Origin of the sequence: Thalassobaculum sp. (assembly GCF_040219615.1) — a bacterium.
Lineage (GTDB): Bacteria > Pseudomonadota > Alphaproteobacteria > Thalassobaculales > Thalassobaculaceae > Thalassobaculum_A.
In genome coordinates, this window is sequence record NZ_JAVJSE010000022.1 from 1 (window position 1) to 25487 (window position 25487).

A 25487-nucleotide genomic window follows, 5' to 3' on the forward strand; every position below is an offset into this window, starting at 1 on the left:
GGGTTCCGGAGCCGGACGCTCGCGCGTCCCCTCCGGAATGACGAAGGTGGGCAGGATTTGGCCGGTTTCCCTCCCGGATCCACCCCTCACTTCGTCATCCCGGAGGGGCTGCGCGAGCAGCCGGCTCCGGGATCCACTGCGGGACGGGCACTGCCAAATACTTCAAGAAGCTGACGTTTTCGCGATGTGTGAACACCATAGACGGCGCGACGGGCATTACTCCCCGCGCACGGTCTCCCTGGCCTGGTGGGCGATGCGCCGCGGCAGGATCCGCCGGTACGGTTCGTTCAGGAAGCGGTTGAGGGCGGCCGCCAGCGCCGGCACCCGGGCGGCGTTCGGGGCGACGGCGACCTCCTCGCGGACCGCGCACAGCATCTTGGCGAGATGCGCGGTGACGATGTACTCGGCCTGCCCGTGGTCGATCACGCCGGCGGCGGCCGACGCCAGGAAGCCGTCGACGTCCGCCACCTGCCACTGCCGCCAGTCGTAGCCCGGGGCGACATAGCCGCCGTTGCGGCCGAGGAAGCAGGCGACCTGCAGCAGCACGTCGGGCCACAGCATGCGGTGCCGCGCCGCCATCCGGCGACCGGCGTTGGCGAAGGTGATGGCGTGGCTGAAGTCGAGCCGGTCGACGTTCCGGCTGACCGGCTGGTCGGCGCGGGCGGCGTATAGCGGGTCGGCGCGCAGCAGCTGCCAGGCCGCCGCCTCCAGCATGGCGTCGTACAGCCGCTCGACGTCGCCGCTGGCCGCCAGCGCGCGCTCCAGGCACTTCGAAACCGAGGCCCGGCAGAAATCCGCCGGCTTGGCCTTGGCCGACCCGCGCCCGGTCCAGGCCTCGCGGGCCGGGCGGTAGGCCCGGAACTCCGGGATCAGGTCCTCGCGCCGGGCATAGACCAGGCTGCGCACCAGGGCCAGGACCAGCGCCTCGACCGGGGCCTGGTCGCCGAGCCGGGCGATCGCCTCGCGGGTCTTCTCGACATAGATCGCCGAGTGCCCGAAGTCCTGGTAGTGGCCCAGCGCCGCCCGGCACAGGCCGCGATCGACCGCGTCGAAGCCGGCAGCCCCGGGGCCGCCGGCCGCCAGCCCGCCGCGCGCCAGCCGCACCGCCGCCGCCTCGTCCTCGGCCTCGACCGCCGCGACGAAGCCGTCCTCGTCCCAGGCAAGGCTGCCGGCCGGATAGGGAAAGGCCGGATGGCGCAGGGCGTCGTCGGCCAAGTGGCCGACGGTCTCGACCAGGCAGGCCAGCCGGTCGACCGGGTCGGCGGCGGCGTCGGCCAGGGCCAGCCAGTCCGGCAGGGCGGCATAGCCGTGCTCGGTGCCCCATTCCAGGCGGTCGTGGGTCCAGGTCACGGCGGCGGCCAGGGCCCGGCGCGGGTCGCCGCCGGCCGCCTCGATGCGCGCCAGGTCACGGGCGAAGCGGTCGCGCCGGGGTCGCCGGAATCCGTCCCGCAGCCCGGCCAGGGCGCGGTCCATGCGGGCCTCCGGCGGCGGGTCGGTGACGTCGAGGTGGACGACGCCGTCGCGGATCTCGACCGGGTACACCCGCACCGCGTCGCCGCCGCCGACCACCTCGCCGGTATCCAGGTCGAACTTCCAGTTGTGCCAGTTGCAGGTCAGCGTGCAGGCCGCGCCGTCGGCCCCCGCTCCCTCGGCCGCGCCGCCGTCCGCCAGCGTGCCCTCGGAGAGCGGGTAGCCCTCGTGCGGGCAGCGGTTGGCGATGGCGCGCACCCCGGCGGCGGTGGCGAACAGCGCGATCTGCCGGCCGTCGCGCCTGACCAGGGCCCGGCCCTTCGCCTGCAGGTCGGCGAGCGGCAGGGCGGCGACCCAGCGGCGCCCGCCATCGGCAGGCTTCGGGCGGGCCTCGGTGACGATACCCTCGATAACGGCGGACATGGCGACCTCCCTCGGTGGCTCGGGAAGCAGTATGTGGCGGTGGTGATTTTAAAACAAGAATTCACTTGGTAAATAAATGTTCGGCGCGCGTTCGTTTCCGTCCGCCTCAGCTCCCGAACCGGCGCGACCGGCGGCCGCGCCGCCGCCCGGTCGACAGCAGCAGCAGGGTCGCGACCAGGCCCAGCGCCAGCCAGGCCGGCGACAGCAGCACGGTCAGCATCACCGGGTCCCACAGGAACGGGTGGATGTGGCGGGCGATCGCCGGCTCGGCGAGCTGCAGCGAGCCGGGATGCACGGTCCACCACAAGGCACCGACGTCGATCGGCGACCAGTTGCCCGACTGCGCCAGCACGAACAGGTCGCGGCCCAGCAACGCCAGGGCAAGCCCGCCGGCGACCAGGCCGAGGACGCGAAACAGGATGCGCATGAGCTACCCATCACCGCCGTTGCGGGATCGGCGGCCCAAGCCGGCCCGCACGCCAATCCCTTTTCCCGCAGGAAGTTAACCACGGCCGGCGGGATCGCGGAACCCGCGGCGCGCAGCCCGCCGGCGGGCGCGACGATCGGCCCGCCCCCGGCCCGTCTCCCGGACCGCCCTCCGGCCCCCATCAGGGCCCCCATCAGGGCCCCCATCAGGGCGTTGCAAAGCCGGACGCGGTCCATTAGGTTGCGCGGCTTCCGGAGGGGTGGCCGAGTGGTTGAAGGCGCACGCCTGGAAAGTGTGTAGGGGTGAAAGCCCCTCGCGGGTTCGAATCCCGCTCCCTCCGCCATCCTCCGCGCCCTGGGCGAAGGAGTGTCCCCCGTAGCCTTGGCGTAGGGGGACCGGGACGTGTGGTACGTCTACTTCCGCGAGCTGGCCAGCGGCGACGTCTACGTCGGGTCGACCAACGACCTGCGGCGGCGATTCGACTCGCATGCGGCGGGGCAGGTCGCCTCCACCAAGCCGCACCTGCCCGCAACGCTGAAAAGCCATGTCGCCGTCGCGACGGAGCGGAACGCCCGGGAACTCGAGGCCTACTTCAAGTCCGGCTCCGGCAAGGCGTTCGCGAAGAAGCGGTTCTGGTGAGATGCTCGCGACCCTCGGGGCGTGCCGCCGGCGAATGCGCCGGACAGGCGACGGATGAGCGATCGGCGCCGAAAACGCCGGTGCTGAAGCGCGCGGAACTCGGTACCGCCAGATGCTGAGCAGGGTGTCCGCATCCTTTGGCAGCGACTCGCGCTGTCGATCAAGTGCACTGTCACTGAGATCCGAGAAAACCTCTCCTTGGCCAGATCAAGCCCGCCCCTAGCGCCCCTCCTCGAGACCGGCATCGACGCAGTTCAGCGACCTCAGCTCAGCGGAAATCCATCTCGAGATAGAAAGAAAGGAGCGTCGAGAAAAAAATCCATTGCACTCCCGCATCTCGAAGAGTAGAAACGAAAACGCCCGATCGGGAGTTCCCCGACCGGGCGCCGAGGACCCGAAGGTCCCCTTCTTGGACGAAGCGACGATACCTCCGGGCGCCTCGGCACGCAACCACGTGACAAGGAGCAGGTCATGACGACCGAAGCACCGGTTAAGCTCAACCCAACGCAGGGCAACAATATTGCCGGCGTGGAGATCAACACGCACCTCTTCCTGGCCCGAGTTCCTGCAACGCAGCTCTTCCAGATCGCGCCGGACCCGCGCGATGCCGAAGACCGCCGCAAGGTGGAGGCTCGGAAGGAGCTACAGGACCTCCAGGAGATCCGGCAGGAGGTGCAGCGCCTGTTCGCCGGGGCCAAGGCGCGGAACGTCCAGCCGTATGCCAACTACATCATCGATGTCCACCACGGGCATCTCGACGGAATGACCCCCCCGATCATCTTGTTTACCGAGCAGCCCCTTCTCTCGGAGATCGACGAGTACGGAAAGGGGTTCATCCAGATCCCGTTCGATCAGAGGCTGGTCGCAATCGACGGCGAAACGCAGCTCGCGGCTCGATACGAAGCCGCGCAGCTCGACCCGGAGACCAAGAAGCAGCTCATCCCCGTGTACATTGCGCACGGGTACGATAAGGCATGGGCACGTCAGTGCTTCCACGACCTGAACGTCTTGGGTGTTCGTCCGAACGCCGCACTCAGCATCGGCATGGACGCGCGCGACCCTTTGACCCGGGTGACGCGGGACATCGAAAGGCACGTCCCCTTCTTCCGAGACCGCGTGAACAAGGTCCGTCGACAGCTTCGGACTCAGGACCGCGAGGTCGTTACGATCACGTCCCTCCGCGGGGCGTGTATCACCTTCGCGGAGGGCATCGCGGGCGTGAAATATGGATCCCGACCGGTCCACATCGCCGACCATCGCCTGCCGCTCGTCACCCAAGCGGCGATCGAGTGGTTCAAGCTGGTCACGGACCAGATTGGCGCAGCCATGGAGGACCGGGAGAACAAGATCGCGTCCGCCCCGTCCGTTCTGGCGGCAATTGGGGCGATCGGTCATCCGCTGGCCGAGACCGAGGACTCTGCGGAACGCTCGCAGAGGGCCACCGAACTGGTCGCGATGCTGCGCGATGTGGACTGGCGGCGGGGTAAGCACTGGGAGGGCATCGCTGGAAAGTTCACGCCTCGAGGCGCGTTCTCGGTCGGCGGGACCAAGGAGACGGGGTACGCGGTCTTCGATGCCCTCTCCGATACCGGGTCCCCGGCCTACCGCCAAATCCGGCGCCCTACGGCGTCGGCAGCTGAGTGAGGTGGGCCATGCCATACCGCGCAGACCCAAGCGGCATCTCCCTGACCGAAGCTGACGCTGCGGTCGTCAAGGGCATGCTGAACCGCGGGGACCGTCAGCACGACATCGCAGCCTGGTTCGGTGTGAACTCCGGGCGGATCGCTGAGATCGCCACTGGGCACCGCTTCCACAACGTTCAGCCCGCCGCGAACCACCTGTTACCTCCGAAGGGGCCCTACCTGCCCGGTCGGGAGGCAGCGGAAGCCGTAGAGGCCTTGCAGGCAGCTCGAGCGGCCCTGGTCCAGGTCGAAGCAGCCCTGGCGCACAAGGGGGCATAACGGTCGCCCGGCGGCGATGCACACGGGGGGCGGCGAGAACCGCTGCCCCCCCTCCGCCGCTTCAATTCCTTGGTGGACGGGCTCGAGGCCTGATAGCTGTACCGCTGCGGTACAAGCTCGACTGGTACAGATATTGGCAATTTATTCACGATATTTCAGATAGTTACAGATCTTGGCCGAGGGTCCCTCTTCCTCCGCCACCCTCCGCCCTGCGGGCTTCGGCCGGCAAGCCACCCGGAACCGCCTCCCGCGCGAAGGGGTCCTCCCTCGAAGCCTCGGGGCCGGCGCCCTGCCGTGCGTCCCCGGCCCGGGACACGCTCATTTCCGGGCCACGATGAACAGCGCCTTGCGCCGCCCCGGCTGCCAGCGGTGCTCGGTGCGGAAACCGGCCGCGGCCAGGCTCGCCTCCAGCTCGGCCGCCGTGAACACCCTCACCATCGGGATCAGGCCGAGGGCGTGGCCGAGCGGGCCGACCAGCCGGAAGATCCGCAGGAAGTCGCCCAGGCACGGCGTGCTGGTGACGAACAGGCCGCCGGGCCTCAGCAGCCGATGAACCTTGCGGATCGCCGCGTCGCGGTCCTCCAGCAGATGCAGGACGCTGTGCGCCAGCACCGCGTCGAAGCACGCGTCCGGCGCCTCGAAATCCTCGATCCCGGCCTGCCGGAACTCCAGGTCGCCGGCGCCGGCCGCGTCGGCCTTGCGGCGCGCGATCTCCAGCATCCGCGCCGAGACGTCGACCGCCAGCAGCCGGCGCACGGCCGGCGCGTGGACCAGTGCGGTCGAGCCGGTGCCGCAGCCGAGCTCCAGGACCTCCATGTTCGCCCGCAGATACTCCCGGGTGACCCGCAGCTTGGTCCGGTAGGTGGCCTCGTCCGCCACCGGCGTGCGGGCGTATCTGTCGGCGATCCGGTCCCAGAACCGCGCGCTGCGCTGCATCGTCGTCATCGGTCTTCCGGCTGCTGTGTCGTCGGCCATCGGCGGGGGTGATACCCCTGCGTCATTCGAATGTGAATTGACCGATCATGATCAGCCAGTATGCATTTCTGCATGGACTGGCATGCCGTGACATTCGACTGGAACCGCGCCCGGGCCTTCCTGGTCACCGCCGAGGAGGGCTCGCTGTCGGCCGCCGCCCGCGCCCTCGGCCTGGCGCAGCCGACCCTCGGCCGGCAGGTCCGGGCCCTGGAGGAGGAACTCGGCGTCGCCCTGTTCGAACGGGTCGGCCGCAGCCTGTCGCTGACGCCGGGCGGCCTGGAGCTGGCCGAGCACGTGCGGGCCATGGGCGAGGCCGCGACCCGGGTGTCCCTGTCGGCATCGGGGCGATCGCAGTCGATCGAGGGCAGCGTGCGGATCACCGCCTCCGAGATCACGGCGGCCCATGTGCTGCCGCCGGTCATCGCCCGGCTGCGCGCCGCCGAACCGGGCATCGCGGTCGAGATCGTGGCCAGCAACAGCCTGGCCGACCTGCGCCGGCGCGAGGCCGACATCGCGATCCGCAACCCGCGCCCGACCGACCCCGACCTGATCGCCCGCAAGCTGTCCGACGACAGCGGGCACCTGTACGCGTCGCACGGCTATCTCCGGCGCGCCGGGCGGCTCGACACGCCCGAAGCGCTGGCGGCCGCCGAATTCGTCGGCTTCGCGGACAACGACCGCCTCATCGAGGCGCTGAACGGCCGCGGGATCGCGGTCGGCGCCCGCAACTTCCCGCTCCTGACCGGCAGCCACCTGGTGCTCTGGGAACTGGTCAGGCAGGGCCTCGGCATCGGCGTCATGGCGTCCGGGGTCGGCGACGCCGAGCCGCTGGTGCGCCGGGCGGCCCCGTGGATGGATCCCTTCGCCTTCGAGGTCTGGCTGGTGGCGCACCGGGAGCTGCGCACCAGCCGCCGGATCCGCCTGGTGTTCGACTGGCTGGCCGACGCCCTCGGCGACGCGGCCCGGACCCGGTAGCCGGCCGCTCACCCCAGGCCGCTCACCCCAGGCCGCTTACCCCAGCACGAAGTCGAACCGCCCGAACCGCTCGGCGCCGTCGCCCGCCATGCGCAGCAGCAGGCGCTCGTCGTACAGGAAGTCGCGGGCGTTGCCGGGCTCGCCGGGGAAGAACAGCTGGGTCGTGAGGACCCGGCCGGTGCCCCCAGCCTTGCCGGGGCCGACCTTGACGTGGATGTGCCGGGTCCGGCCGGGATAGCGCCCCGGCACCACCGTGGCGAACCACCAGCGCCCGGCGGCGTCGGTCTCGACATGGCCGCGCAGCCGGTAGCCGTCGTTGTCGTAGCGGCCCCGATGGTCGGCCTGCCAGACGTCGACCACCGCGCCGGCGACCGGCGCGCAGGCCGGGCCGACCACGAAGCCGCCGACCAGCAGCGCCTCGCCGCCGTCGACGTCGGCCGCCAGGTCGTGCCGGCGCGGGCTGAGGGGCGTGAAGAACGGACCCTCGGTGGCCCGCGGCGTCGGATCGGGGCGATCGTCGCAGGCCGGCGTCGGCGGCAGGGCCGGCGCGGCGGCGACCCGCATCGGCGACAGCAGCACCGGCGCGGCGAACAGGCCGGCTGTCAGATCGCGGCGGCTGATCGGCATCGGCTTGTCCTCGGCTCCCTGCGTTGTCCCGCCATCAGGGCAGATGGGGTGCCGGCGGGCACAAGTGAACAACCTCCCCGCCATCGGCCGGCCGGTCGGCCGCGTCGTGGGTGACCAGCACCGCCGGCAGGCCGGCGTCCCGCAGCCGGGCGAACACCAGGTCCCGGACCTCGCCGCGCAACGCGGCGTCGAGCCTGGAGAACGGCTCGTCCAGCAGCACCGCCCGCGGCTCCGACAGCAGCAGCCGCTGCAGGGCCACCCGGGCCTTCTGGCCGCCGGACAGGGTCGCCGGGTCGCGGTCCGCGTAGCCCTCGAGCCCGACCTCGCGCAGCGCCGCCCGCATGCGGTCGCGGCGGTCGCATTCCCGGGGGGCGCAGTTCCGGGGGGCGCGGTGCCGGGGCATGCCGAACAGCAGGTTGCCGCCGACCGAGAGATGCGGAAACAGCAGCGGGTCCTGGAACAGCAGGCCGATCCGGCGCGCCTCCGCCGGCCGGCCGGTCACGTCCTCGCCGTCCAGCAGCACCCGCCCGCCGGCGCTGAAGGCCGGATCCAGGAAGCCGGCCAGGAACGCCAGCAAGGTCGACTTGCCGGACCCGGACGGGCCCATCACGGTCAGCACCTCGCCCGGCCCGACCGTCGCGTCGATCGCCGCCAGGGTGACGCCGCCCAGGGCGATCGTCAGCCGGTCCAGCCGCAGCCGGTGCCCGGTCATCGGGCCGCACCCAGCCCGCGGCGCCGGCGCCAGGCCAGCCGCGGCAGCAGCAGCGCCAGCGCGAAGCCGGCGGCCGGCACCGCCGCCTGCGCCAGCGCCCATGCCCCGACCACCCGCCGGTCGCCGCCCGACGCCAGCGCCACCGCCGCCGTCGTCACGGTCTCGACCCGCCCGGCGCCGAGCAGCAGGGTCGGCAGGTACTGTCCGACGCTGACCGCCAGCCCGACCGCCAGCGCCGCCAGGCAGGGCCCCAGCAGGATCGGCAGCCGGACCGTCCAGAAGGTCCGGGCCGGCGACGCCCCGAGGGTCGCGCCCAGCATGATCCAGCGCGGGTCGAAGCGGCGGTAGGGCTCCGCGAGGACCAGGAGGACATAGGGCAGCACGAAGACCACGTGCCCGACCAGCACCAGGCCGTGGCCCGGCGCCAGGCCGACGGTCTCGGCGCCGACCACGAGGCCGAACACGAACGGCACCTGCGGCAGCAGCAGCGGCAGGTACAGCAGCCCGTGCAGCGCCCGGCCAGCCGCCCGATCCGCCGCCCGCCCGCGGCGCGCCGCCTGCTCGAGCACCGCCAGCACCGCGACCGTCGCCAGGACGGCGGCGAGGGCGGCCAGCAGCAGCGTCGTCGCCAGTCCGCCGGCGATTGCCGGCAGGCTGCGCGCCCAGACCGCCAGCGTGAGGCCGTCGGGCAGGGCGTCGGGAAACCGCCACGGCCCCGCCAGGGAACTGACGGCGAGGCCGAGGATCGCGACGGTCAGCGACATCGCGACCGCCGGCAGGCCGGCGAGCCCGAGCCAGGACACCGCCCGCCCGGCGACGCCGGGTGCACCGCCCGTCAGCCAGCCTCGGCCAAGCCCCGCCACGACCCGCTCGCCCGCCCACCATGCGGCCATGGCCGCCAGCGACACCAGCAGCTGCAGCAGCGCGCCGGCAGAAGCGACGAGGCGCATCGACAGGTCCGGATCGGCGAACCACCGCAGCACCGCGACCGCCAGCGGCGGCGGATTGGTCGGCCCCAGGATCAGCGCGACATCGGCGGTCGAGCAGGCGAAGGCCAGGACCGCGAACACCGGCAGTCGCACCAGCGGGTACAGCCCCGGCGCCACCGCCTTCAGCCAGGCGGTGAACGGCGGCTGGCCCAGCGACCGGGCGATCGCCAGCCGTCGCGTCGGGTCGAGCGAGGGCAGAACGGCCAGGCACATCAGCAGCAGGAAGGGCACTTCCTTGGCCACCAGACCGGCGATCATCGCCAGGCCCCAGCCGTCGTGCACGATCAGCAGGTCGGGCGGCCGCTGCCAGCCGGTCGCCCAGGGCGAGGCGAGCCGCGCCAGCAGGCCGGACGGCGCGATCAGGAACGCCACGCCGACCGCCGCCGCGGCGTGCGGCACCGCCAGCAGCGGCGCGACCAGCCGGCGCATCCATCCGAGCAGCCGGGTCCCGTCGGCCGCGGCCAGGAACAGGAACACGAGAAGGACGGCGATCAGGGTCGACCCCAGACCGGCGAAGAGGGCGACCGCCACCGAGCGGCCGAGCCCCGGCTGGTCGAGCAGCCGGAACCACGGGGCCAGGGTCGCCATGTCGCCGCCGAGGCCCGGCAGCAGCCCGAAGGCCGGCAGCGTCACGCCCAGCAAGCCGACGGCGATCGGCCCGGCGACCAGGCCGGCCGTCAGGTACGGCGCCAGCCTCAGCATCCGCCCGAGCGCGTCATCCGGCTTCCATCAGCGCGCCGTGTAGCGCGCCGCCCAGGCGGTCTCGAGCCGCTCGGTCCAACTCGGATGCGGTTCCGGCAGGACCGCGCCCTGGGCCGCCGGATGCAGGCCGGCGGGGCCGAGATCCAGGCCGTCGAACAGCGCCCGCGCCGGCGCCGCCAACCTGTCGACCGCCAGCACGGTCTCGCCGCCCCACACCGCGGGATCGTGCTTGCGGGCCTGGGCCTCGGGCGACAGCAGGAAGTTCGCCAGCACCATGGCGCCGGCCTTGGCGGTCGCGTTGAACGGGATCGCCAGGAAGTTGACGTTGCCGATGGTGCCGCCGTCGAGGCCGTGGGTCCGCACGCCGGCCGGCAACTCGCCGGCCAGCACCGCCGCGGCGACCTCGGTCGCACTGAAGGCCGGCGCGATGGCGAGCTCGCTGTCGCCGACCAGCCGGCGCAGGGCCGGGCCATCGGGCGGGAACGCCCGCCCGCCGCGCCAGAGCAGCGGGTGCAGCGCGTCGAGCCAGGCCCAGAGCGGCGCGGTCACGGCCTCGAACCCGGCCTCGTCCACCGGTCGGTAGAGCGGGGCGGTATCGACGGCCAGGCCGAGCGTCGCCTGCTTGAGGAAGGTCGATCCCAGGAAGTCCGGCGGCCGGGGATAGGCGAACCGCCCGGGATTGGCGCGCGCCCAGTCGAGCAGCGCCGACAGGTTGCGCGGCGGTTCGGCGACGTAGGCGGAGTCGCTCATGAGCACCAGCTGCGCCTTGCCCCAGGGCGCCTCGTAGCCCTCGACCGGCACGGTGAAGTCCTCCCGTACCGCCGGATTGTTCGCCGGATCGGTCAGCGCGAAGTTCGGCAGGGCCTCGGCCCAGGGCCCGAAAAGCAGTCCGCTCCGCTTCATCGCCGCGAAGTTCTCGCCGTTGATCCAGATGAGGTCGACACTGCCGCCCGCAACCTTGCCGGCGGCCTTCTCCGCCAGCACCCGCGCCACTGCGTCCGCCGTCTCGGACAGCTTCACATGCACGACCGAGACGCCATGGCGCGACGCGACCTGCCCGGCCGCCCAAGCGACGTACTCGTTGATCCGCGGCTCGCCCGCCCAGGCGTTCCAGTACACCGTCTGGCCCCGGGCGGCGCGCAGGACCGCGTCCCAGTCGGTCGGGTCGGGGGGCGCCGCGCCCGCCGGACCGGTCGACAGGAGCAGAAGCGTCACCGCGGCGATGAGACGAGTGAGGCGATGCATCCGCTTCCCGGCGTCGGTTGTCTGGGGTCGGTTGTCTGGTCCGGTGCGATTGTGTGCGCGAAAGCCGGGCCGGGGGCAACCCGCCCGCGGCCGCCTCACGCGCGAGTGACCGGCCGGGCCGGGACCGATGGAGCGGCTAGACCGCGGAGACCCGGTTGCGGCCGGCCGACTTGGCCCGGTAGAGCTGGGCGTCGGCCCGCGCCAGGGTGTCCTCCAGGGTGGACGAGGCGTCGACGACCGCGGTGGCGACGCCGATGCTGATGGTCACGCAGCCGGCCGCGCCGGCGCCGTCATGCGCGATCCCCAGTCCCTCGACCGCGGCCCGCATGCGCTCGGCCAGCACCCGCGCGCCCTCCGCCGGGGTCTCCGGCAGCACGCAGACGAACTCCTCGCCGCCGTAGCGCGCCAGCAGGTCGGCCGGACGGTTGACCAGCCCGCCCAGCACCGCCGCCACCTTCTGCAGGCAGGCGTCGCCGGCCTGGTGGCCGTAGTGGTCGTTGAAGTGCTTGAACTCGTCGACGTCGACCATCAGCACCGAGACCGGCCGGCCGTGCCGGCGGGCCCGCCGCCATTCGAGCTCGGCATACTCGTCGAACCGCCGCCGGTTCGCGACGCCGGTCAGCCCGTCCAGATAGGCCAGCTCGGCCAGGTGGTCGCGGTGGCGCTTCAGTTCCATGTGGGTGCGCACCCGGGCCCGGGTGATCGGCGCGCTGATCGGCTTCGCGACATAGTCGACGGCACCGGCGGCCAGCCCGGCCTCCTCGTCGGTCTCCTGGTCCAGGGCGGTGATGAACACCACCGGAATCTGCGCCGTCGCCGGGTTGTCCTTCAGCCGCCGGCACACCTCGTAGCCGTCCAGGTCGGGCATCACCACGTCCAGCAGCACGATGTCCGGCCGCTCGCTCTCGGCCATCGCCAGGGCGGCTTTCCCGCTGGTGGCGAACAGGATCTCGCCGTCCTCCTCGAGGATCGCCGCCAGCAGGTCGATGTTGGCGGGATCGTCGTCGACGATCAGGATCTTCGGCGGAACCGCGAAGTCAGCCATCGCCGTCTCCGATCTCGATCGCGTGCAGGGCGGCGACCGCCCGCAGGCGCCGGCGGGCCGACGGAAAGTCGAGCTGGGCGAGATCGGCCGCCATCCGCTCCAGCTCGCCGCCGGCGGAGTCCGCGCAGAGGCTGCGCAACTCGTCGAACCGCCGGCGTACCGAGATCCTGTTGGTCGCCAGTCCCGCATCGATCTCGCGGATCAGGGCCCCGAGGCTCGCCCGGTCGCCCGGTATCTCCGGCGCGCCGGACCCGCCGGACCCGCCGGGCGCGACCGCCGGGGACGGCGCCGGGACGGCCGCCGGTGCCATCGCCTCGATCTCGGCGATGACCCTGGCATGGCACCGGGTCAGCACCGTCAGGTCCGGCCGCTCGGGCCGGCCGGCTTCGCGGAGCACCGTCTCGATCCGGCGGGCCTCGGCCGACAGCGCGTTCGCACCGATCGTCCCGGCCAGGCCGACCAGCGAGTGCGCGTAGCGCTCGGCATCCTTCCAGGCTCCGGCGTCGAGATGCCCGGCCAGCACCGCGGGCGCGTCGCCGTAGCCGTCGGCGAACTGCCGGACCGCGCGCTCCAGCACCGGCATCGGAACGCCGAGCCGGGCCCGCGCGCCGTCCAGGTCGAGGGCGGGCCGGTCCCCGGAGGGCCTATCCTCAGGGGGTCGATCCTCGGCAGACCGGTCCGGCGGGGGTGCCTGGTCGGCGGAACCGACCCCGAAGAACTCGGACGGCGGATCGTCCGGCCGCTCCGCCTCGCCGGCGCCGGGCCGCGTCCAGCGCCGTACCGCCTCGAGCAGACGCCGCACCTCGACCGGCTTCGCGACATGGTCGACCATGCCCGCCGCCAGGCACCGGGCCCGCTCGTCGGCCGTGACATGCGCGGTCATCGCGATGATCGGGATGTCGGTCAAGCGCTCGTCGGCCCGGATCCAGCGGGTCGCCTCGTAGCCGTCCAGTTCCGGCATCTGCAGGTCCATCAGCACGGCGTCGGGCAGCACGGCGCCGGGCAGCACGGCGGCGTTGCGCAGGCTGGTCAGGGCCAGGGCGCCGTTCTCGGCGATCTCCACGGTGGCCCCGGCGTCCTGCAGGATCTCCTTGGCGATCTGCTGGTTGATCTCGTTGTCCTCCACCACCAGGACCCTGAGCCCGGCCAGGCCGCCTCCCTCCCCGTCGGGGCGTGACGACCGGTCGTCGCTCACCAGCCGCGTACCCTGCCCGACGTCCAGCGCCTCGGCGATGCCGTCCATCAGCATCGACACGTTCAGCGGCTTGAACAACACCTTCAGGATCGCCGCGTCCTGGGCCTGCTCGACCACCTCGGCCCGGGTTTGGGCGGTCATCAGCAGGATCGGCGGCACGGCGCCCGCAGCCGCCAGGGCCCGGAGGTTGCGGGCGGTTTCGATCCCGTCCATGCCGGGCATGCGCCAGTCCACCAGAACCACGTCGAAGGTCCGGCCGTGCTGCTGTGCGTCGCGGAACCGCATCACCGCCGAGGGGCCGTCGGCCGCCGCCTCGACTTCGGCGAACCGCAGGCCGCGGAGGGTATCCAGCAGGACGGCGCGGGCGACCGCGTTGTCCTCGACGACCAGCAGGCGGACATTCGCGGGATCGATGTTGCGCGGCAGTTCCCGGGGAAGCCCGGCCGCGTCACCGGTCTCGCCGACGACCACCGTGAAGGTGAAGGTACTGCCCTTGCCCAGGACGCTCTCGACCGCGATCTGGCCGCCCATCAGCTCGATCAGTTGCTTGCTGATGGCGAGCCCGAGGCCGGTGCCGCCGAACCGGCGGGTGGTGGAGCCGTCGGCCTGGGAGAACGCCCGGAACAGCTGGGCGACCTGCTCCGGCGACATGCCGATCCCGGTGTCCGAGACGTTGGCCTGCAGACGCAGCCCGCCGGCGTCGCGGCCGGCGGCGACGATCCGCACCACGATCTCGCCGGCGGTGGTGAACTTGAGGGCGTTGCCCACGAGGTTGACCAGCACCTGCCCGAGACGCAGCGGATCGCCGATCAGGGTCCGCGGAATCGCCGGATCGGACGAGAACACCACCTCGACCGGCTTGTCCTCCTGAAACTCGCCGATCAGCGTGGCCACGTCCTGCAGCACGTCGTCGAGATCGAACGGCGTCTCCTCGATCGACAGCCGCCCGGCCTCGATCTTCGAGAAGTCGAGGATGTCGTTGATGATCCGCAGCAGCGTCATCGACGAGCGGTTGATCTTCTCCAGGTAGTCGCGGGCGCGGTCCGGCAGCCCGGTCTTGAGCGCCAGCCCGCTCAGGCCGATCACGGCGTTCATCGGGGTGCGGATCTCGTGGCTCATGTTGGCCAGGAACTCCGCCTTGGCGCGCGCCGCGCCCTCGGCGTCGGCCTTTGCCATCGCCAGCCGGTTCACGGCGCGCTGCCGCTCGAGCTCCATGCCGAGCCAGCGGGCGATCAGCTCGACCAGGGCCAGCTCGCCGTCGGTGAACGGACGGGCGCGCGGCTCCATCGAGGAGAAGTTCACGGTGCCGTAGAGCTCGCCCTCGACGTAGACCGGCGCGCCGATATAGGCGCGGCGTCCGAAGGTCCGGAACGGCAGCGACCCTGCCAGCTCGCCGCCGGCCATGTCGCGGTCGGCCCAGGCGCGGCCGACCGCGAGCGTGCGCGAGCAGTAGGTGGTCGCCAGCTCGAAGCGGTCGCCCGGACGACGCGCCGGCTCGTCGGTCCCGACGGAGTTCTCCACGACATAGTCGCCGTCGCGGGTCCGGCTGACGTTTCCGAGGCTGAGACCGAAATGCGCGAGGCCGAAGGTCAGGATCCGCGAAATCCGCTGTTCCAGCGGCACGCTGACGTCGATCGACAGCCGCTGGAACTGCTGCAGGGTGGAGGCGTTCTGGGCCAGTTCCACCGCGTAGCCCTCGAACACCTCGATGGCGTCGGCCAGGGCCGACACCTCGGCGATCCGGCTCTGGACCCGCGTGGTGACCGCCCGGTCGCCCTCCGCCACCCGGTTCATGCCCTCGGCGATCTGGGTCAGCGGAGTCTGCACGGCCCGCAGCAGCACCCAGGCGACGAAGGCGCAGACCGCCGCGCCGACCGCGATCGCGATCAGCACCAGGGCGCTCGACAGGTCGGCGACGAAGCCGAGGGTGCCGTCGATCTGCCGGGCCCGCAGGCCGGCCTCGCGCGTGATCGCGAGTTCCAGGGACGCCAGACCGGCGACCGCCGCCTTGTCGTCGACCCGCACCGCGGCGTCGATCGTCCGCACGTCCGCGCCGGACGCCGCCATCGCCATGATCCGGTCGATCCGGCCGTCGTACTGGTCGAGCGCCGCCTCGATGTTCGTGAGCGCGCGCGCCTCGTCCTCGCCGCCGCCGAGAGCCCGGTAGCGTTCGAGGTGGGCCCTGGCCGCGACGATCCCGGATCGCGCCTCGTCCACCAGGGCGGGGTCGTGCGACAGCACCAGGTCCTTGAGGGCGTGGATCATGCCGCCGAAGCCGATCGCCCGGCGCAGGTCGTAGAGCAACGCCAGCTTGCTCGGCTGGTCGGCCCGCAACGCGCGCTGATCGCCGACCGCGGTCTCCAGCACCGCGAGCGCATCCAGCGTCGGCTGCACGTCGAACCGAATGGCGGCGTGGATCGTCTGCGGCGGCGCATTCGCCGCATGCATGGACTGCGCCGCGATCGCCGCATTCTCGATCTGCGAGAGCGTCGCCTCGATGGCGTCCAGGGCCGCCATCTCGCGGCTGCCCGGGCTCGCCGTCCGGTACCGGTCGAGCGCGGCCCGGACACCGCCGGCCGAGGTCCGCAGCCGCTCGACGTAGTACTGGTCGCCGCGCAGCACGTAGTTCAACAGATGGTGGACGGCGCCGCCGTAGCCGAGATGGGTGCCGATGTCGACCAGCGCGACCGCCTCGGGCGCGTTGGCGTCACGATAGGCGCGCCACTCCGCCTGGCTCGCCGCGATCCGGTCGGCGACCCACCAGGTGCCGGCGGTCGTGAGCACGCCGCTGGCGGCGATCGCCGCCACCAGTACGGTCGCCAAGGTCCGGAGCGATACGATGGCCATCGTCCCCCACGTCAATCCACCGGCCGACCATGGCCCCGACAGGGGGGCCACGTCCGGCATGACGAGAGGAACCTTAACGGCAACTGCGTATCGAAATCATTAACCGGTCCCGCTCACGCGAGGGACTCGCGCTTCAGCCGGAACCCGGCCGCCTCCCGGTCCCAGGTGCCGGGTGTCAGGCCGTCGGCCCGCAGGACGTGTTTCTGCAGCTTGCCGCTGGCGGTCTTCGGCAGGTCGTCGAGCACCCGGACGTAGCGCGGCACCATGTAGTGCGCGACCCGGTCGGCCAGGAAGCCGGTCAGCTCGGCCGGATCGATCGTCGCGCCCTCGACCGGCGTCACCACCGCCAGCACCTCGTCCTCGCTGTCGGCACTGGGGACCGCCACCGCGACCGCCTCCCTGACCGCCGGATGGGCGGTGATCTCGGCCTCCAGCTCGAAGGACGAGATGTTCTCGCCGCGCCGCCGGATCACGTCCTTCAGCCTGTCGACGAAGAAGAACCGGCCGTCGGCATCGACCCGGAAGGCGTCGCCGGTGTGGAACCAGCCATTGCGGAGCGCTGCCACGGTCGCCTCCGGATTGCGGTAGTAGCCGCTGAACAGCGCCCAGGGCCGGTGCGACCGCACCGCCAGCTCGCCGACGGTCCCGGCCGGCACCTCGACGTCGTTGGCGTCGACAACGCGCAGTTCGAACGGCGCGCGCGGCCGGCCGGCGAGCCCGGGCTCGCTGATCCCGGGACCGGCGATCAGCGGGCTGGAGATCTCGGTCATGTTGTAGACGGTGTGCAGTTCCACCCCGAAGCGGTCGTGGAACGCCCGGGCATCCTCGCCGAACGGCACGATGTAGACCTTGCGCAGCGGGTGGTCGCGGTCGCCGGCCGCAGCCGGTGCCTTCAGCAGGAAACTGGCCATCACGCCGAGCAGCAGCACCACCGTGCTGCCGGTCTCGCGCACCGCCGGCCAGAAATCGGCGGTGCGGAACTCCGGGATCATCGCCATGCAGCCGCCCTTCGCCAGCATGGCGTAGACATACAGCGTGCTGCCGCAGTGGAAGATCGGGCCGGCGATCAGGCAGCAGTCGTCGGCGCCGATCGCCTGCATCGCCTCCGGGCCCATGGTCCAGTGCTGGGTATAGGAGAACAGCACGCCCTTGGCGTTCCCGGTGGTGCCCGAGGTGTACATGATCGCCTGCACGTCCCACGGCTCGATCGGCCGCTCGAGCGCCAGGGCGTCGTCCGGCACGGTCGCGGGGTCGACCAGCCGGGAGACCGCGAGGCCGGCGGCCGCCGCGGCCTCGCCCGGCCCGGCCAGCAGCACCTGCTCCAACGCCCCGTGCGCGAGCCCGTCCAGCCGCGCGACCAGGGCCGGATGGGCGACCATCAGCCGCGCGTCGGCGTTTTCCAGGACGTGCGCCAGGGGCCGGCCGCGGGCCGCGGTGTTGATCGGGACGTAGACCGCGCCGAGGTAGTTGACCGCGAACCACGAGACCAGCAGCTCCGGCCCGTTGCCCATCCAGCACAGCACGCGATCACCCTGGCGCACCCCGGCCGCGCGAAGCGCCGCGGCGCGCCGCCGCACCCGGTCCAGGGTCCCGGCATAGCTCCAGGTCTCGCCACGCCAGAACCGCGCGAAATCCTGCACCGGCCGCTCGCGTGCCCGGCGCTCCAGGAGATGGCGCAGCACGCACTCCGACGCCGGGGGCACCGCCGCCGCGTCGATGTCGAATCCCGTGTCCATGCCCCGATCCGCTCCCGTCGCCGATCCCGTCGCCGCCGGCCGCGAGGTTGAAGCATGCGGCCCGACTGTGTCAAAAAGTGAAATCACCTTTCAAAAGGTGGAAGCCAGATCCGGCACCGGGGGCATCGATGCGGGTACTCGTCACCGGCGCGGGCGGTTTCATCGGCCGCCATCTCACCGACACGCTGCTGCGGCGTGGCCGGATCGCCGGTGCGGACGGGACGCCGACCGCCATCGACGAACTCGTCCTGGTCGACCGCGCGCCGGTCGCGCCGCCGACGGCCGCGAGCGGCGTAACGATCACCGCCCTCGCCGGCGACCTGCGGGACGACGGCCTGCTCGCCGAGGCCATGGCCGGCGGCGCCGACAGCCTGTTCCACCTGGCGGCGACCCTGACGATCGACGCCGAGCGCGACCTGGACACCGGCTGGGCGGTCAACCTGCAGCTGCCGTTCCGCCTGCTGGAGACGTGCCGCCGGGCCGGAACGCGGCCGCGCTTCGTGTACGCCAGCTCGATCGCGGTGTTCGGCGGCGCCCTGCCGGACCGGGTCTCCGACACCCAGGTGCAGACCCCGAAGACCTCCTACGGCACCGCCAAGGCGGTCACCGAGCTGCTGGTCAACGACTACACCCGCCACGGCTTCGTCGACGGCCGGGCGCTGCGCCTGCCGATCGTGCTGATCCGGCCCGGCGAGCCGGCCCCGGCGGTGTCCGACATCATCGCCGGGCTGGTGCGCGAGCCGCTGCGCGGCCGACCCGTGGTCTCGCCGCTGCCCGAGGACGCGCGGTTCCCGGTGGTGTCGGCCCGGCGGGTGGCCGAGAACCTGGTCCGGCTGCACGACGCGCCGGCCACCGCCTTCGGCGACAGCCGGGCGGTCAACCAGCCGGGCCTGACGGTCTCGGTCGGCGACATGCTGGCGGCCCTGGCACGGGTCGCCGGACCCGAGGCGGCGGCGCTGGTGCGGATCGAGCCGGACGAGGCGATCCGCCGGGTGGTGGCGGGCTGGCCGACCGAGTTCGTCAGCGACGCCCGGCTCGACCCGGCACTGCGGCCCGACCCGGATTTCGAGACCATCCTGCGCGGCCATCTCCGCGACCATCCCGACGCGACCGGAAGGGCATAGCCGCCATGGCGAACGCGGAGAGCGCGGAGACGGTCACGGCCAAAACCGGGGCGGCCGCTGCCGCCCAGGTCTGCATCATCGGCGCCGGGGTGTCCGGCCTGACCGCCGCCAAGGCCCTGCAGCAGGCCGGGGTGTCATACGACTGCCTCGAGCGCGGCTCCGATCTCGGCGGCATGTGGCGCTACGAGAACGACAGCGGCACCTCGTCGGCCTATCGCAGCCTGCACATCGACTCCAGCCGCCAGAGCCTGAACTTCCCGGACTTCGTTATCCCGGACGACCGGCCCGACTACCTGTCGCACGCCCAGGTGCTGGGCCATCTCGAGGCCTATGCCGAGCGTTTCGGGATCCGGCCTTCGATCCGCTTCGGGACCACCGTGCTGCGGGTCGAGCCGGCGCCGGACGGCGGCTGGGACGTCACGGCGGCGCCGACCGGGGACGAGGCCGGGCCGCATGCCGGGACCCGACGCTACCGCCAGGTCATCGTCGCCAACGGCCATCTGAGCGAGCAGCGCTATCCCGCGTTTCCCGGCCGGTTCGACGGCACGGTCGTGCATTCCCACCACTACCGGGTCAGCGACCCCTACGAGGGCAGGTCGGTCCTGGTGGTCGGCCTCGGCAATTCCGCCGTCGACATCGCGGTCGACCTGGCGCGGCGCGCCGCCACGGTCCTGCTGTCGACCCGGCGCAGCGCCTGGATCATGCCGAAATACCTCATGGGCCTGCCGACCGACCGCTGGTCGGCCTACCTGGTCCGCCGCTTGCGGCTGCCGGTGCCGCTGGCGCGCGGCATCCTGCGGCACGTCGCCCGCCTGGCGATCGGCAACCAGGAACGCTTCGGGGTGCCGCGCCCGGCGCACCCGATCTGGCGCGAGCACGCCACCATCAGCCAGGACCTGCTGCCCTATCTGGGCCACGGCTGGATCCGCATGAAACCGAACGTCGCCAGCCTCGACGGCGACGGCGTGACGTTTATCGACGGCAGCCGCGAGCCGGTCGACGCCATCGTCTACGCGACCGGCTACCGGACCCGGTTCCCGTTCCTGGACGAGGCGGTGTTCTCGGTCGAGGAAGGCCGGCCGCCGGCGCTCTACCGCCGTATCGTCGCGCTCGACCGGCCGGGCCTGTTCTTCGCCGGCCTGCTGCAGCCGATCGGTCCGACCATCACCCTGGTGGAGATCCAGGCGCGCTGGATGGCGGCGGTACTGTCCGGCCGCCTCGCGCTGCCGGACCGGCAGTCGATGCTGGCCGAGATCGAGCGCCACCGCGCCCGGGTGGCCCGGCGCTACGTCGACGCCGCGCGCTACACCCTGGAGGTCGACTTCAAGGAGTATGCCGGCCAGCTCGGCCGGGACCTGCGGTAGCGGGCGCCCGGCGCGCTTCAGATCGGCCCGCCTCAGATCGGCCCGCGCCTCAGATCGGCCCGTCCGGGCGGACCGCCATGACGCGCTGGCGCACCGCCGGCCGCGGGTCGGTTTCCTCGACGTCCTCGTAGGCCATCACCACCAGTTCGGGCCGGACCGCGATCAGCAGTTCCTCGCGGCGCAGCAGGTAGTCCGGGTTGGTCGGATGGCCGTAGGCCTCGTTGCCGACCGCGAAGGTGTCGTAGATCAGGACCCCGCCGGGCTCGACCGCAGCCACCAGCGCCGGCAGGATCGGCCGGTACAGGTAGTTCACGACGATCACCCCGGCGAACTGCCGGCCGGTGAGCGGCCAGGGCCGCCCGCCCTCCAGGTCGCGGGCGACGATCTCGACGTCGTCGAAGCTGGCCATGTCGGTGACCCGGGTGATGTCGCGGTCGAGCATCACCACCGGATGGCCGAGGCTTCGGAAGAACCGGCCGTGCCGGCCGGCCCCGCAGGCGACGTCCAGCACGGTTCCGCCGGGCCGGATCATGCCGCCATGCCTGACCACCCACTGCGCCGGCGCGGGAATCGTCCGATCGGCATCGTTGTCCATCATCGCCCCCCCTCCGCGGTCAGGCCGTCAGCCCCTCATCATGCCGGTACCCGGGCGCCGGTGAAACCACAGGCCGGGGTCGCCAGCCGCACGAACACGTCGGTGACGGCGGCCGGCTCGGTCAGCCCTTCCGGGTCTTCGGCCGGGAAGGCGGCGGCCCGCATCGCAGTGCGGACCTCGCCCGGATCGACGATGTTGACCCGGATCCCGGAGTCCCTGGTCTCGGCCGCGTAGCCGCGCGCCAGCGCCTCCAGCCCGGCCTTGCTGGCGGCATAGGCCGACCAGCCGGAGTGCTCGCCCTCGGCGGCCCCGGAGCTCACCACCAGCACGCGCCCGGCGGGCGACTCCGCGAGCAGAGGGTGGAGTTCCCGGACCAGCCGGAACACCGCGGTCAGGTTGACCGCCACCACCCGGTCGAACAGGCCGCCGTCCATGGCTGCCGTCGGCAGCACCTCGCCCAGCATGCCGTGGTTGGCCACCAGCACGTCGAGCCGGCCGAGCTTGCCGGCGAGCCGGCCGGCCAGCCCGGCCACCGCATCCGGATCGGCGAGATCGATGGCCAGGGTCGCGGCCTGGCCGCCGGCGTCGCGTATCCGGGCGGCGACGGCATCGAGGTCCTTCTGGCTGCGGGCCGCCAGCACGACCCGCGCGCCCTCGGCGGCATAGCGTTCGGCGACCGCCGCCCCGATACCCCGCGACGCCCCGGTGACCAGGCAGGTCAGCCCTTCCAGCGCGCGGCCGCCGGCGGTCGCCTCGGCCAGCGCCCGGTCGGCCTCGACCAGGCCGAGTTCGTCGCGGATCAGGTCCAGCACCTCGGCCAGGCTGTCGACGATGCGGTCGATCTCGGCATGGCTGACCACCAGCGGCGGCGCGACCACCAGGGCGTCGCGCACCGCCCGCAGGATCACCCCGCGCTGCTGCATCTGGTCGCGCACCACGGCCGCGACCACGCCGACCGGATCGAAGGCGATGCGGGGCTGGCGCTGCTGCACCAGCTCGACCGCGCCGATCAGCCCGATCGAGCGCACCTCGCCGACCAGCGGGTGATCCGCCAGCCGCTGCAGGGCGCCGGCGAGATAGCCCTCCAGGTCGTCGCGCACCCGCTCGACCAGGCCCTCGCGGGCGATGATCTCGATGTTGGCGAGCGCCACCGCCGCCGCCACCGGGTGGCCGGAATAGGTGAAGCCGTGGGCCAGGTCGCCGCCCTTGTCGATCAGGGAGCGGGCGACCCGGTCGCCGATCATCACCGCCGAGATCGGCTGGTAGCCGGACGACAGCCCCTTGGCGAGCGCCATGAAGTCGGGGGTCAGGCTGAACCGCTCGGCCGCCGACCAGGCACCCAGCCGGCCGAACCCGCTGACCACCTCGTCGAGCACGAACAGCACGTCGTGGCGCCGGCAGATCTCCTGCACCCGCTCCAGGTAGCCGGGCGGCGGGATGATGACGCCGCCGGCGCCCTGCACCGGCTCGACCACCACGGCCGCCACCTTGTCGGCGCCGATCTCGCGGATCTTGGCGTCGAACCAGCCGGCCGCCTCCTCGGCGAACGCGGCCGGGTCGGCGCCGGGCGCGTATCTGAACCCGTAGGGTGCGGCGACCTGGGCGAAGCCCGGCAGCGGCAGCCGGCCCTGGGCGCGCATGCCGGAGATGCCGCCCAGGCTGACGGTCGCCAGGGTCGAGCCGTGATAGCCCTCCTCGCGGCCGATCATCACCCATTTGTCGGGCCTGCCCTCGAGCGCCCAGAAGTGCCGGCTCAGGCGGATGATGGAATCGATCGCCTCGGACCCGGAGTTGGCGAACAGCACCCGCTCCAGGCCGGCCGGCATCAGCGCCGCCAGGCGGGCGGCGAGCGCCGCGGTCGGCGGGCTCGTGGTCTTGAAGAAGGTGTTGTAGTAGGCCAGCCGGCGCATCTGGTCGGCGGCGACGTCGGCCAGCTCGTCCCGCCCGTAGCCGACGTTGACGCACCACAGGCCGGCCAGCGCGTCCAGGTAGGACCGGCCCTCCTCGTCCCACAGCGTGCAGCCCTCGCCGCGGACGATCACCGTGGGACCGCCCTCGTCGATCAGAACACGCGGATCGGTGAAGGGATGCAGGTGGTGGTCGCGGTCCTGGCGCGCCAGATCGGACGAGTGTTCGGGCATCGGCCTCCCACCGGTGCGGTGCGACTGGATCGTCGCCGCTTTGAGCCTATATTAAGTTGCCCTTACGGAACGAACGACCATGATCCTGTACCGACTCCGCTGCAACGACGACCACGAATTCGAAGGCTGGTTCCGCAACGCCGACGCGTTCGACGCGCAGCGCGCGGCCGGCAGCCTCGAATGCCCGGTCTGCGGCAGCGCCGAGGTCGGCAAGGCGCTGATGGCGCCCAGCATCGCCTCGGGCGCCGCGAAGGGTCGCGAGGTGGCGGTTCCGGCCGCCGCGACGCCGGCCGCCGAGGTCCACTCCCCCGCCGAGCTGCAGGCCATGCACCCGGCCGTCCGGCAGGCCGCCGAGCTCAAGCGCCAGCTCCGCGCCCTGCGCCGGGTGGTCGAGGAGAACTGCGACTATGTCGGCCCGCGTTTCGCCGAGGAGGCCCGCAGGATCCACTACGGCGAAGTCGACCCGCGCGGCATCTACGGCGAGTCGACCCCGGAGGAATCCGAGCGCCTGAAGGACGAGGGCATCGAGTTCGGCTCGGTCCCCTGGGTGCGCGACGACGCCTGAGCCGCTACCTGGCCGTCGCCCCGGCCACGCGTTCCCGCACCACCTCCCGAACGATCGCGCACAGCTCCGCCGCCGCCGGCGACAGGCCGTCGGCGGCGAGCAGGCGCAACTCGATCGCCGGCAGGGCCGGCAGATCGAATTCGCGGCCGGCATCGCAGATGCCGGCCGGCACCCGATGCGCGGTTCGAACCGTGACGCCATGCCCGAGCCGCAGCGCCGCCCAGACCCCCGGCAGGCTGGGCGTCGTGAGCGCCGGCCGCCACCGCCGGCCGGCCCGCTCCAGGCTCTGCAGCGCCGTCTGCCGGAACAGGCAGGGGTGATCGAACAACACGAGCGGCAGCGGGACATCGACGCCGGGCGCCTGCGCCGCCCCGCCTGCGTACCAGTACAGCGGCTGCCGGCCGAGCATTGCCCCGTGGCCGTCGGAGCCTTGCGGGAAATACGCGATCGCCACGTCCAGGCGGCCGGCCCGCACCTCCTCCTCGAGCGCGAAGTTTCGCCCGGCCCGCACCTCGACATGGACGCCTGGCCGGCACCGCTCGAACCGCGCGACGGCGTCGGGCATCACGTCCTCGAAATAGTCCTGCGGCAAGCCCATCCGCACCGACGCCTCGGCCGCCGCGGCCCCGAGCGCGGCCGCCGCCTCGTCGTTCAGCGCGACGATCCGGCGGGCATAGGCCAGCAGGGCGTCGCCCGCCTCGGTCGGCACCAGGCCGCGGCCGTCGCGGCGGAACAGCGGCCGGTCGGCCTGCTGCTCCAGCTTCTTGAGCTGCATGCTGACCGCCGACTGCGACCGGCCCAGCCGCTCGGCGGCGCGCGCAAAGCTGCCGAGTTCGGTGCCGAGCACCATGGTGCGCAGGGCGTCCAGGTCGAAGGCAGGCCTCATTTACCCGATATTCCAAAGTAATTCTTCAATACTATTCGATATTCGAAATCAGGCCCAAACGCTAGCCTCTCCCTGTCGCGACCGAGAGGAGATCGCCGTGAACCGGAGCGCGTTCGAGAGCCTGGACCACCTGACCACGCCGCATCTGGCCGACGGCTGCCTGAGGGCCGGGGTCCCGGTCCGCTGCGGCCCCGCCGGGCTGCTGCCGCTGTCGCCCGGCATGCGCTGCGCCGGCCGCGTCCGGCCGGTCCGTCACGTCGGCAGCATCGACGTCTATTTCGAGGCGCTGGAGCACGCGGTTCCCGGCGAGGTGATGGTGGTCGACAACGGCGGACGCCGGGACGAGGCCTGCATCGGCGACATCGTGGCGCTCGAGGTCAAGGCCGCCGGCCTCGCGGGCATGGTGATCTGGGGCCTGCACCGCGACGACGGGGAACTCCGCGACATCGGCTATCCGGTATTCAGCCTCGGATCCTTGCCGACCGGCCCGCAACGGCTGCATTCGAGGCCGGCCGACCTGTTCGAGCGGGCGGCCGTCGGGCCGCATGGCGTGACCGCCGGCGACGTCGTGGTCGCCGACTCGAACGGCGTGCTGTTCCTGCCGGCGGATCGCCTGGACGCGATCGCCGAGGCCGCGATCGGCTACCGTGCGACCGAGGCGAGGCAGATCGAAGCCATGCGGGGCGGCCGCAGCTACCGCAGCCAGGTCCGGTTCGCCGACTACCTGTCGCGGCGCCAACGCGACCCCGGATACGATTTCCGCCGGCACCTGCGCGAGATCGCCGGGGCCGGCGAGGTCTGAGCCGCCACGCCACCGCCCGGGACGGACACAGGACAGGGAGCA

Annotated in this window: 20 protein-coding genes and 1 tRNA gene; 8 read left to right on the forward strand and 13 right to left on the reverse strand. The window is 72.4% G+C overall.

Annotated elements, in window-relative coordinates; genetic code table 11:
* Nucleotides 1-216 precede the first annotated feature (216 nt).
* Together RIC31_RS12700 and RIC31_RS12705 are read right to left on the reverse strand one after the other, a co-directional pair.
* The gene (locus RIC31_RS12700) at nt 217-1893 is read right to left on the reverse strand and encodes a Rieske (2Fe-2S) protein (RefSeq protein WP_350107689.1); all 1677 of its coding nucleotides are present in this window, start codon (nt 1891-1893) and stop codon (nt 217-219) included.
* Between the two features lie 106 nt (nt 1894-1999).
* A complete protein-coding gene (locus RIC31_RS12705) occupies nt 2000-2320 on the reverse strand; it encodes a hypothetical protein (RefSeq protein ID WP_350107692.1) in 321 nt (106 codons plus the stop codon).
* A gap of 253 nt (nt 2321-2573) precedes the next feature.
* Between RIC31_RS12705 and RIC31_RS12710 the strand changes: the two genes are divergently transcribed.
* The 3 genes from RIC31_RS12710 to RIC31_RS12720 all read left to right on the forward strand — a co-directional run bounded on the left by RIC31_RS12710 (nt 2574) and on the right by RIC31_RS12720 (nt 4603).
* A tRNA-Ser gene (locus RIC31_RS12710) sits at nt 2574-2663 on the forward strand.
* Nucleotides 2664-2722: 59 nt separating this feature from the next.
* The gene (locus tag RIC31_RS12715) at nt 2723-2959 is read left to right on the forward strand and encodes a GIY-YIG nuclease family protein (protein WP_350107695.1); all 237 of its coding nucleotides are present in this window, start codon (nt 2723-2725) and stop codon (nt 2957-2959) included.
* Between the two features lie 471 nt (nt 2960-3430).
* On the forward strand, nt 3431-4603 hold the full coding sequence (locus RIC31_RS12720) for a DNA sulfur modification protein DndB (protein WP_350107698.1): 1173 nt from the start codon (nt 3431-3433) through the stop codon (nt 4601-4603).
* A gap of 635 nt (nt 4604-5238) precedes the next feature.
* Here RIC31_RS12720 and RIC31_RS12725 read toward each other — a convergent pair.
* Nucleotides 5239-5865: a class I SAM-dependent methyltransferase gene (locus RIC31_RS12725; RefSeq protein WP_350107701.1), complete on the reverse strand. Its 627-nt coding sequence runs from the start codon at nt 5863-5865 to the stop codon at nt 5239-5241.
* A gap of 102 nt (nt 5866-5967) precedes the next feature.
* Here RIC31_RS12725 and RIC31_RS12730 point away from each other — a divergent pair, with 102 nt between their 5' ends.
* A complete protein-coding gene (locus tag RIC31_RS12730; RefSeq protein ID WP_350107704.1) occupies nt 5968-6870 on the forward strand; it encodes a LysR family transcriptional regulator in 903 nt (300 codons plus the stop codon).
* 36 nt (nt 6871-6906) lie between these two features.
* Here the strand turns inward: RIC31_RS12730 and RIC31_RS12735 are convergent, their stop codons facing one another.
* From RIC31_RS12735 to RIC31_RS12765, 7 genes are all read right to left on the reverse strand, one after another.
* Nucleotides 6907-7497, reverse strand: coding sequence for a dioxygenase family protein (locus RIC31_RS12735; protein ID WP_350107707.1), 591 nt, complete (start codon nt 7495-7497; stop codon nt 6907-6909).
* Nucleotides 7498-7531: 34 nt separating this feature from the next.
* Nucleotides 7532-8209, reverse strand: coding sequence for an ATP-binding cassette domain-containing protein (locus RIC31_RS12740; protein ID WP_350107710.1), 678 nt, complete (start codon nt 8207-8209; stop codon nt 7532-7534).
* On the reverse strand, nt 8206-9900 hold the full coding sequence (locus RIC31_RS12745) for an ABC transporter permease (protein WP_350107713.1): 1695 nt from the start codon (nt 9898-9900) through the stop codon (nt 8206-8208). Before RIC31_RS12745 ends, RIC31_RS12740 begins: the two co-directional genes overlap by 4 nt.
* A gap of 27 nt (nt 9901-9927) precedes the next feature.
* A complete protein-coding gene (locus RIC31_RS12750; RefSeq protein WP_350107716.1) occupies nt 9928-11145 on the reverse strand; it encodes an ABC transporter substrate-binding protein in 1218 nt (405 codons plus the stop codon).
* Nucleotides 11146-11281: 136 nt separating this feature from the next.
* Nucleotides 11282-12190, reverse strand: a complete 909-nt coding sequence (locus RIC31_RS12755) for a diguanylate cyclase (protein ID WP_350107719.1) — start codon at nt 12188-12190, stop codon at nt 11282-11284.
* Nucleotides 12183-16232 (reverse strand): response regulator, encoded by a 4050-nt coding sequence (locus RIC31_RS12760; RefSeq protein WP_350107723.1) that lies wholly within the window; start codon nt 16230-16232, stop codon nt 12183-12185. The genes RIC31_RS12755 and RIC31_RS12760 overlap by 8 nt, the downstream gene beginning before the upstream one ends.
* A gap of 113 nt (nt 16233-16345) precedes the next feature.
* Nucleotides 16346-17968: an AMP-binding protein gene (locus tag RIC31_RS12765; RefSeq protein WP_350107726.1), complete on the reverse strand. Its 1623-nt coding sequence runs from the start codon at nt 17966-17968 to the stop codon at nt 16346-16348.
* Nucleotides 17969-18096: 128 nt separating this feature from the next.
* Here RIC31_RS12765 and denD point away from each other — a divergent pair, with 128 nt between their 5' ends.
* Entirely contained in the window at nt 18097-19092 is a 996-nt protein-coding gene (gene denD, locus RIC31_RS12770; RefSeq protein ID WP_350107729.1) for a D-erythronate dehydrogenase, read from the forward strand.
* A 5-nt stretch (nt 19093-19097) separates the two neighbouring features.
* Nucleotides 19098-20456: a flavin-containing monooxygenase gene (locus RIC31_RS12775; RefSeq protein WP_350107732.1), complete on the forward strand. Its 1359-nt coding sequence runs from the start codon at nt 19098-19100 to the stop codon at nt 20454-20456.
* Between the two features lie 49 nt (nt 20457-20505).
* Here the strand turns inward: RIC31_RS12775 and RIC31_RS12780 are convergent, their stop codons facing one another.
* Both RIC31_RS12780 and RIC31_RS12785 read right to left on the reverse strand, forming a co-directional pair.
* A complete protein-coding gene (locus tag RIC31_RS12780) occupies nt 20506-21054 on the reverse strand; it encodes a class I SAM-dependent methyltransferase (protein WP_350107735.1) in 549 nt (182 codons plus the stop codon).
* 35 nt (nt 21055-21089) lie between these two features.
* On the reverse strand, nt 21090-23192 hold the full coding sequence (locus RIC31_RS12785; protein WP_350107738.1) for an aminotransferase: 2103 nt from the start codon (nt 23190-23192) through the stop codon (nt 21090-21092).
* Between the two features lie 79 nt (nt 23193-23271).
* Between RIC31_RS12785 and RIC31_RS12790 the strand changes: the two genes are divergently transcribed.
* Nucleotides 23272-23757 (forward strand): DUF1178 family protein, encoded by a 486-nt coding sequence (locus RIC31_RS12790; protein ID WP_350107741.1) that lies wholly within the window; start codon nt 23272-23274, stop codon nt 23755-23757.
* Between the two features lie 4 nt (nt 23758-23761).
* Here RIC31_RS12790 and RIC31_RS12795 read toward each other — a convergent pair whose 3' ends face one another.
* Nucleotides 23762-24643, reverse strand: coding sequence for a LysR family transcriptional regulator (locus RIC31_RS12795; protein WP_350107744.1), 882 nt, complete (start codon nt 24641-24643; stop codon nt 23762-23764).
* A 97-nt stretch (nt 24644-24740) separates the two neighbouring features.
* Between RIC31_RS12795 and RIC31_RS12800 the strand changes: the two genes are divergently transcribed.
* A complete protein-coding gene (locus tag RIC31_RS12800; RefSeq protein WP_350107746.1) occupies nt 24741-25445 on the forward strand; it encodes an RraA family protein in 705 nt (234 codons plus the stop codon).
* Nucleotides 25446-25487 lie beyond the last annotated feature (42 nt).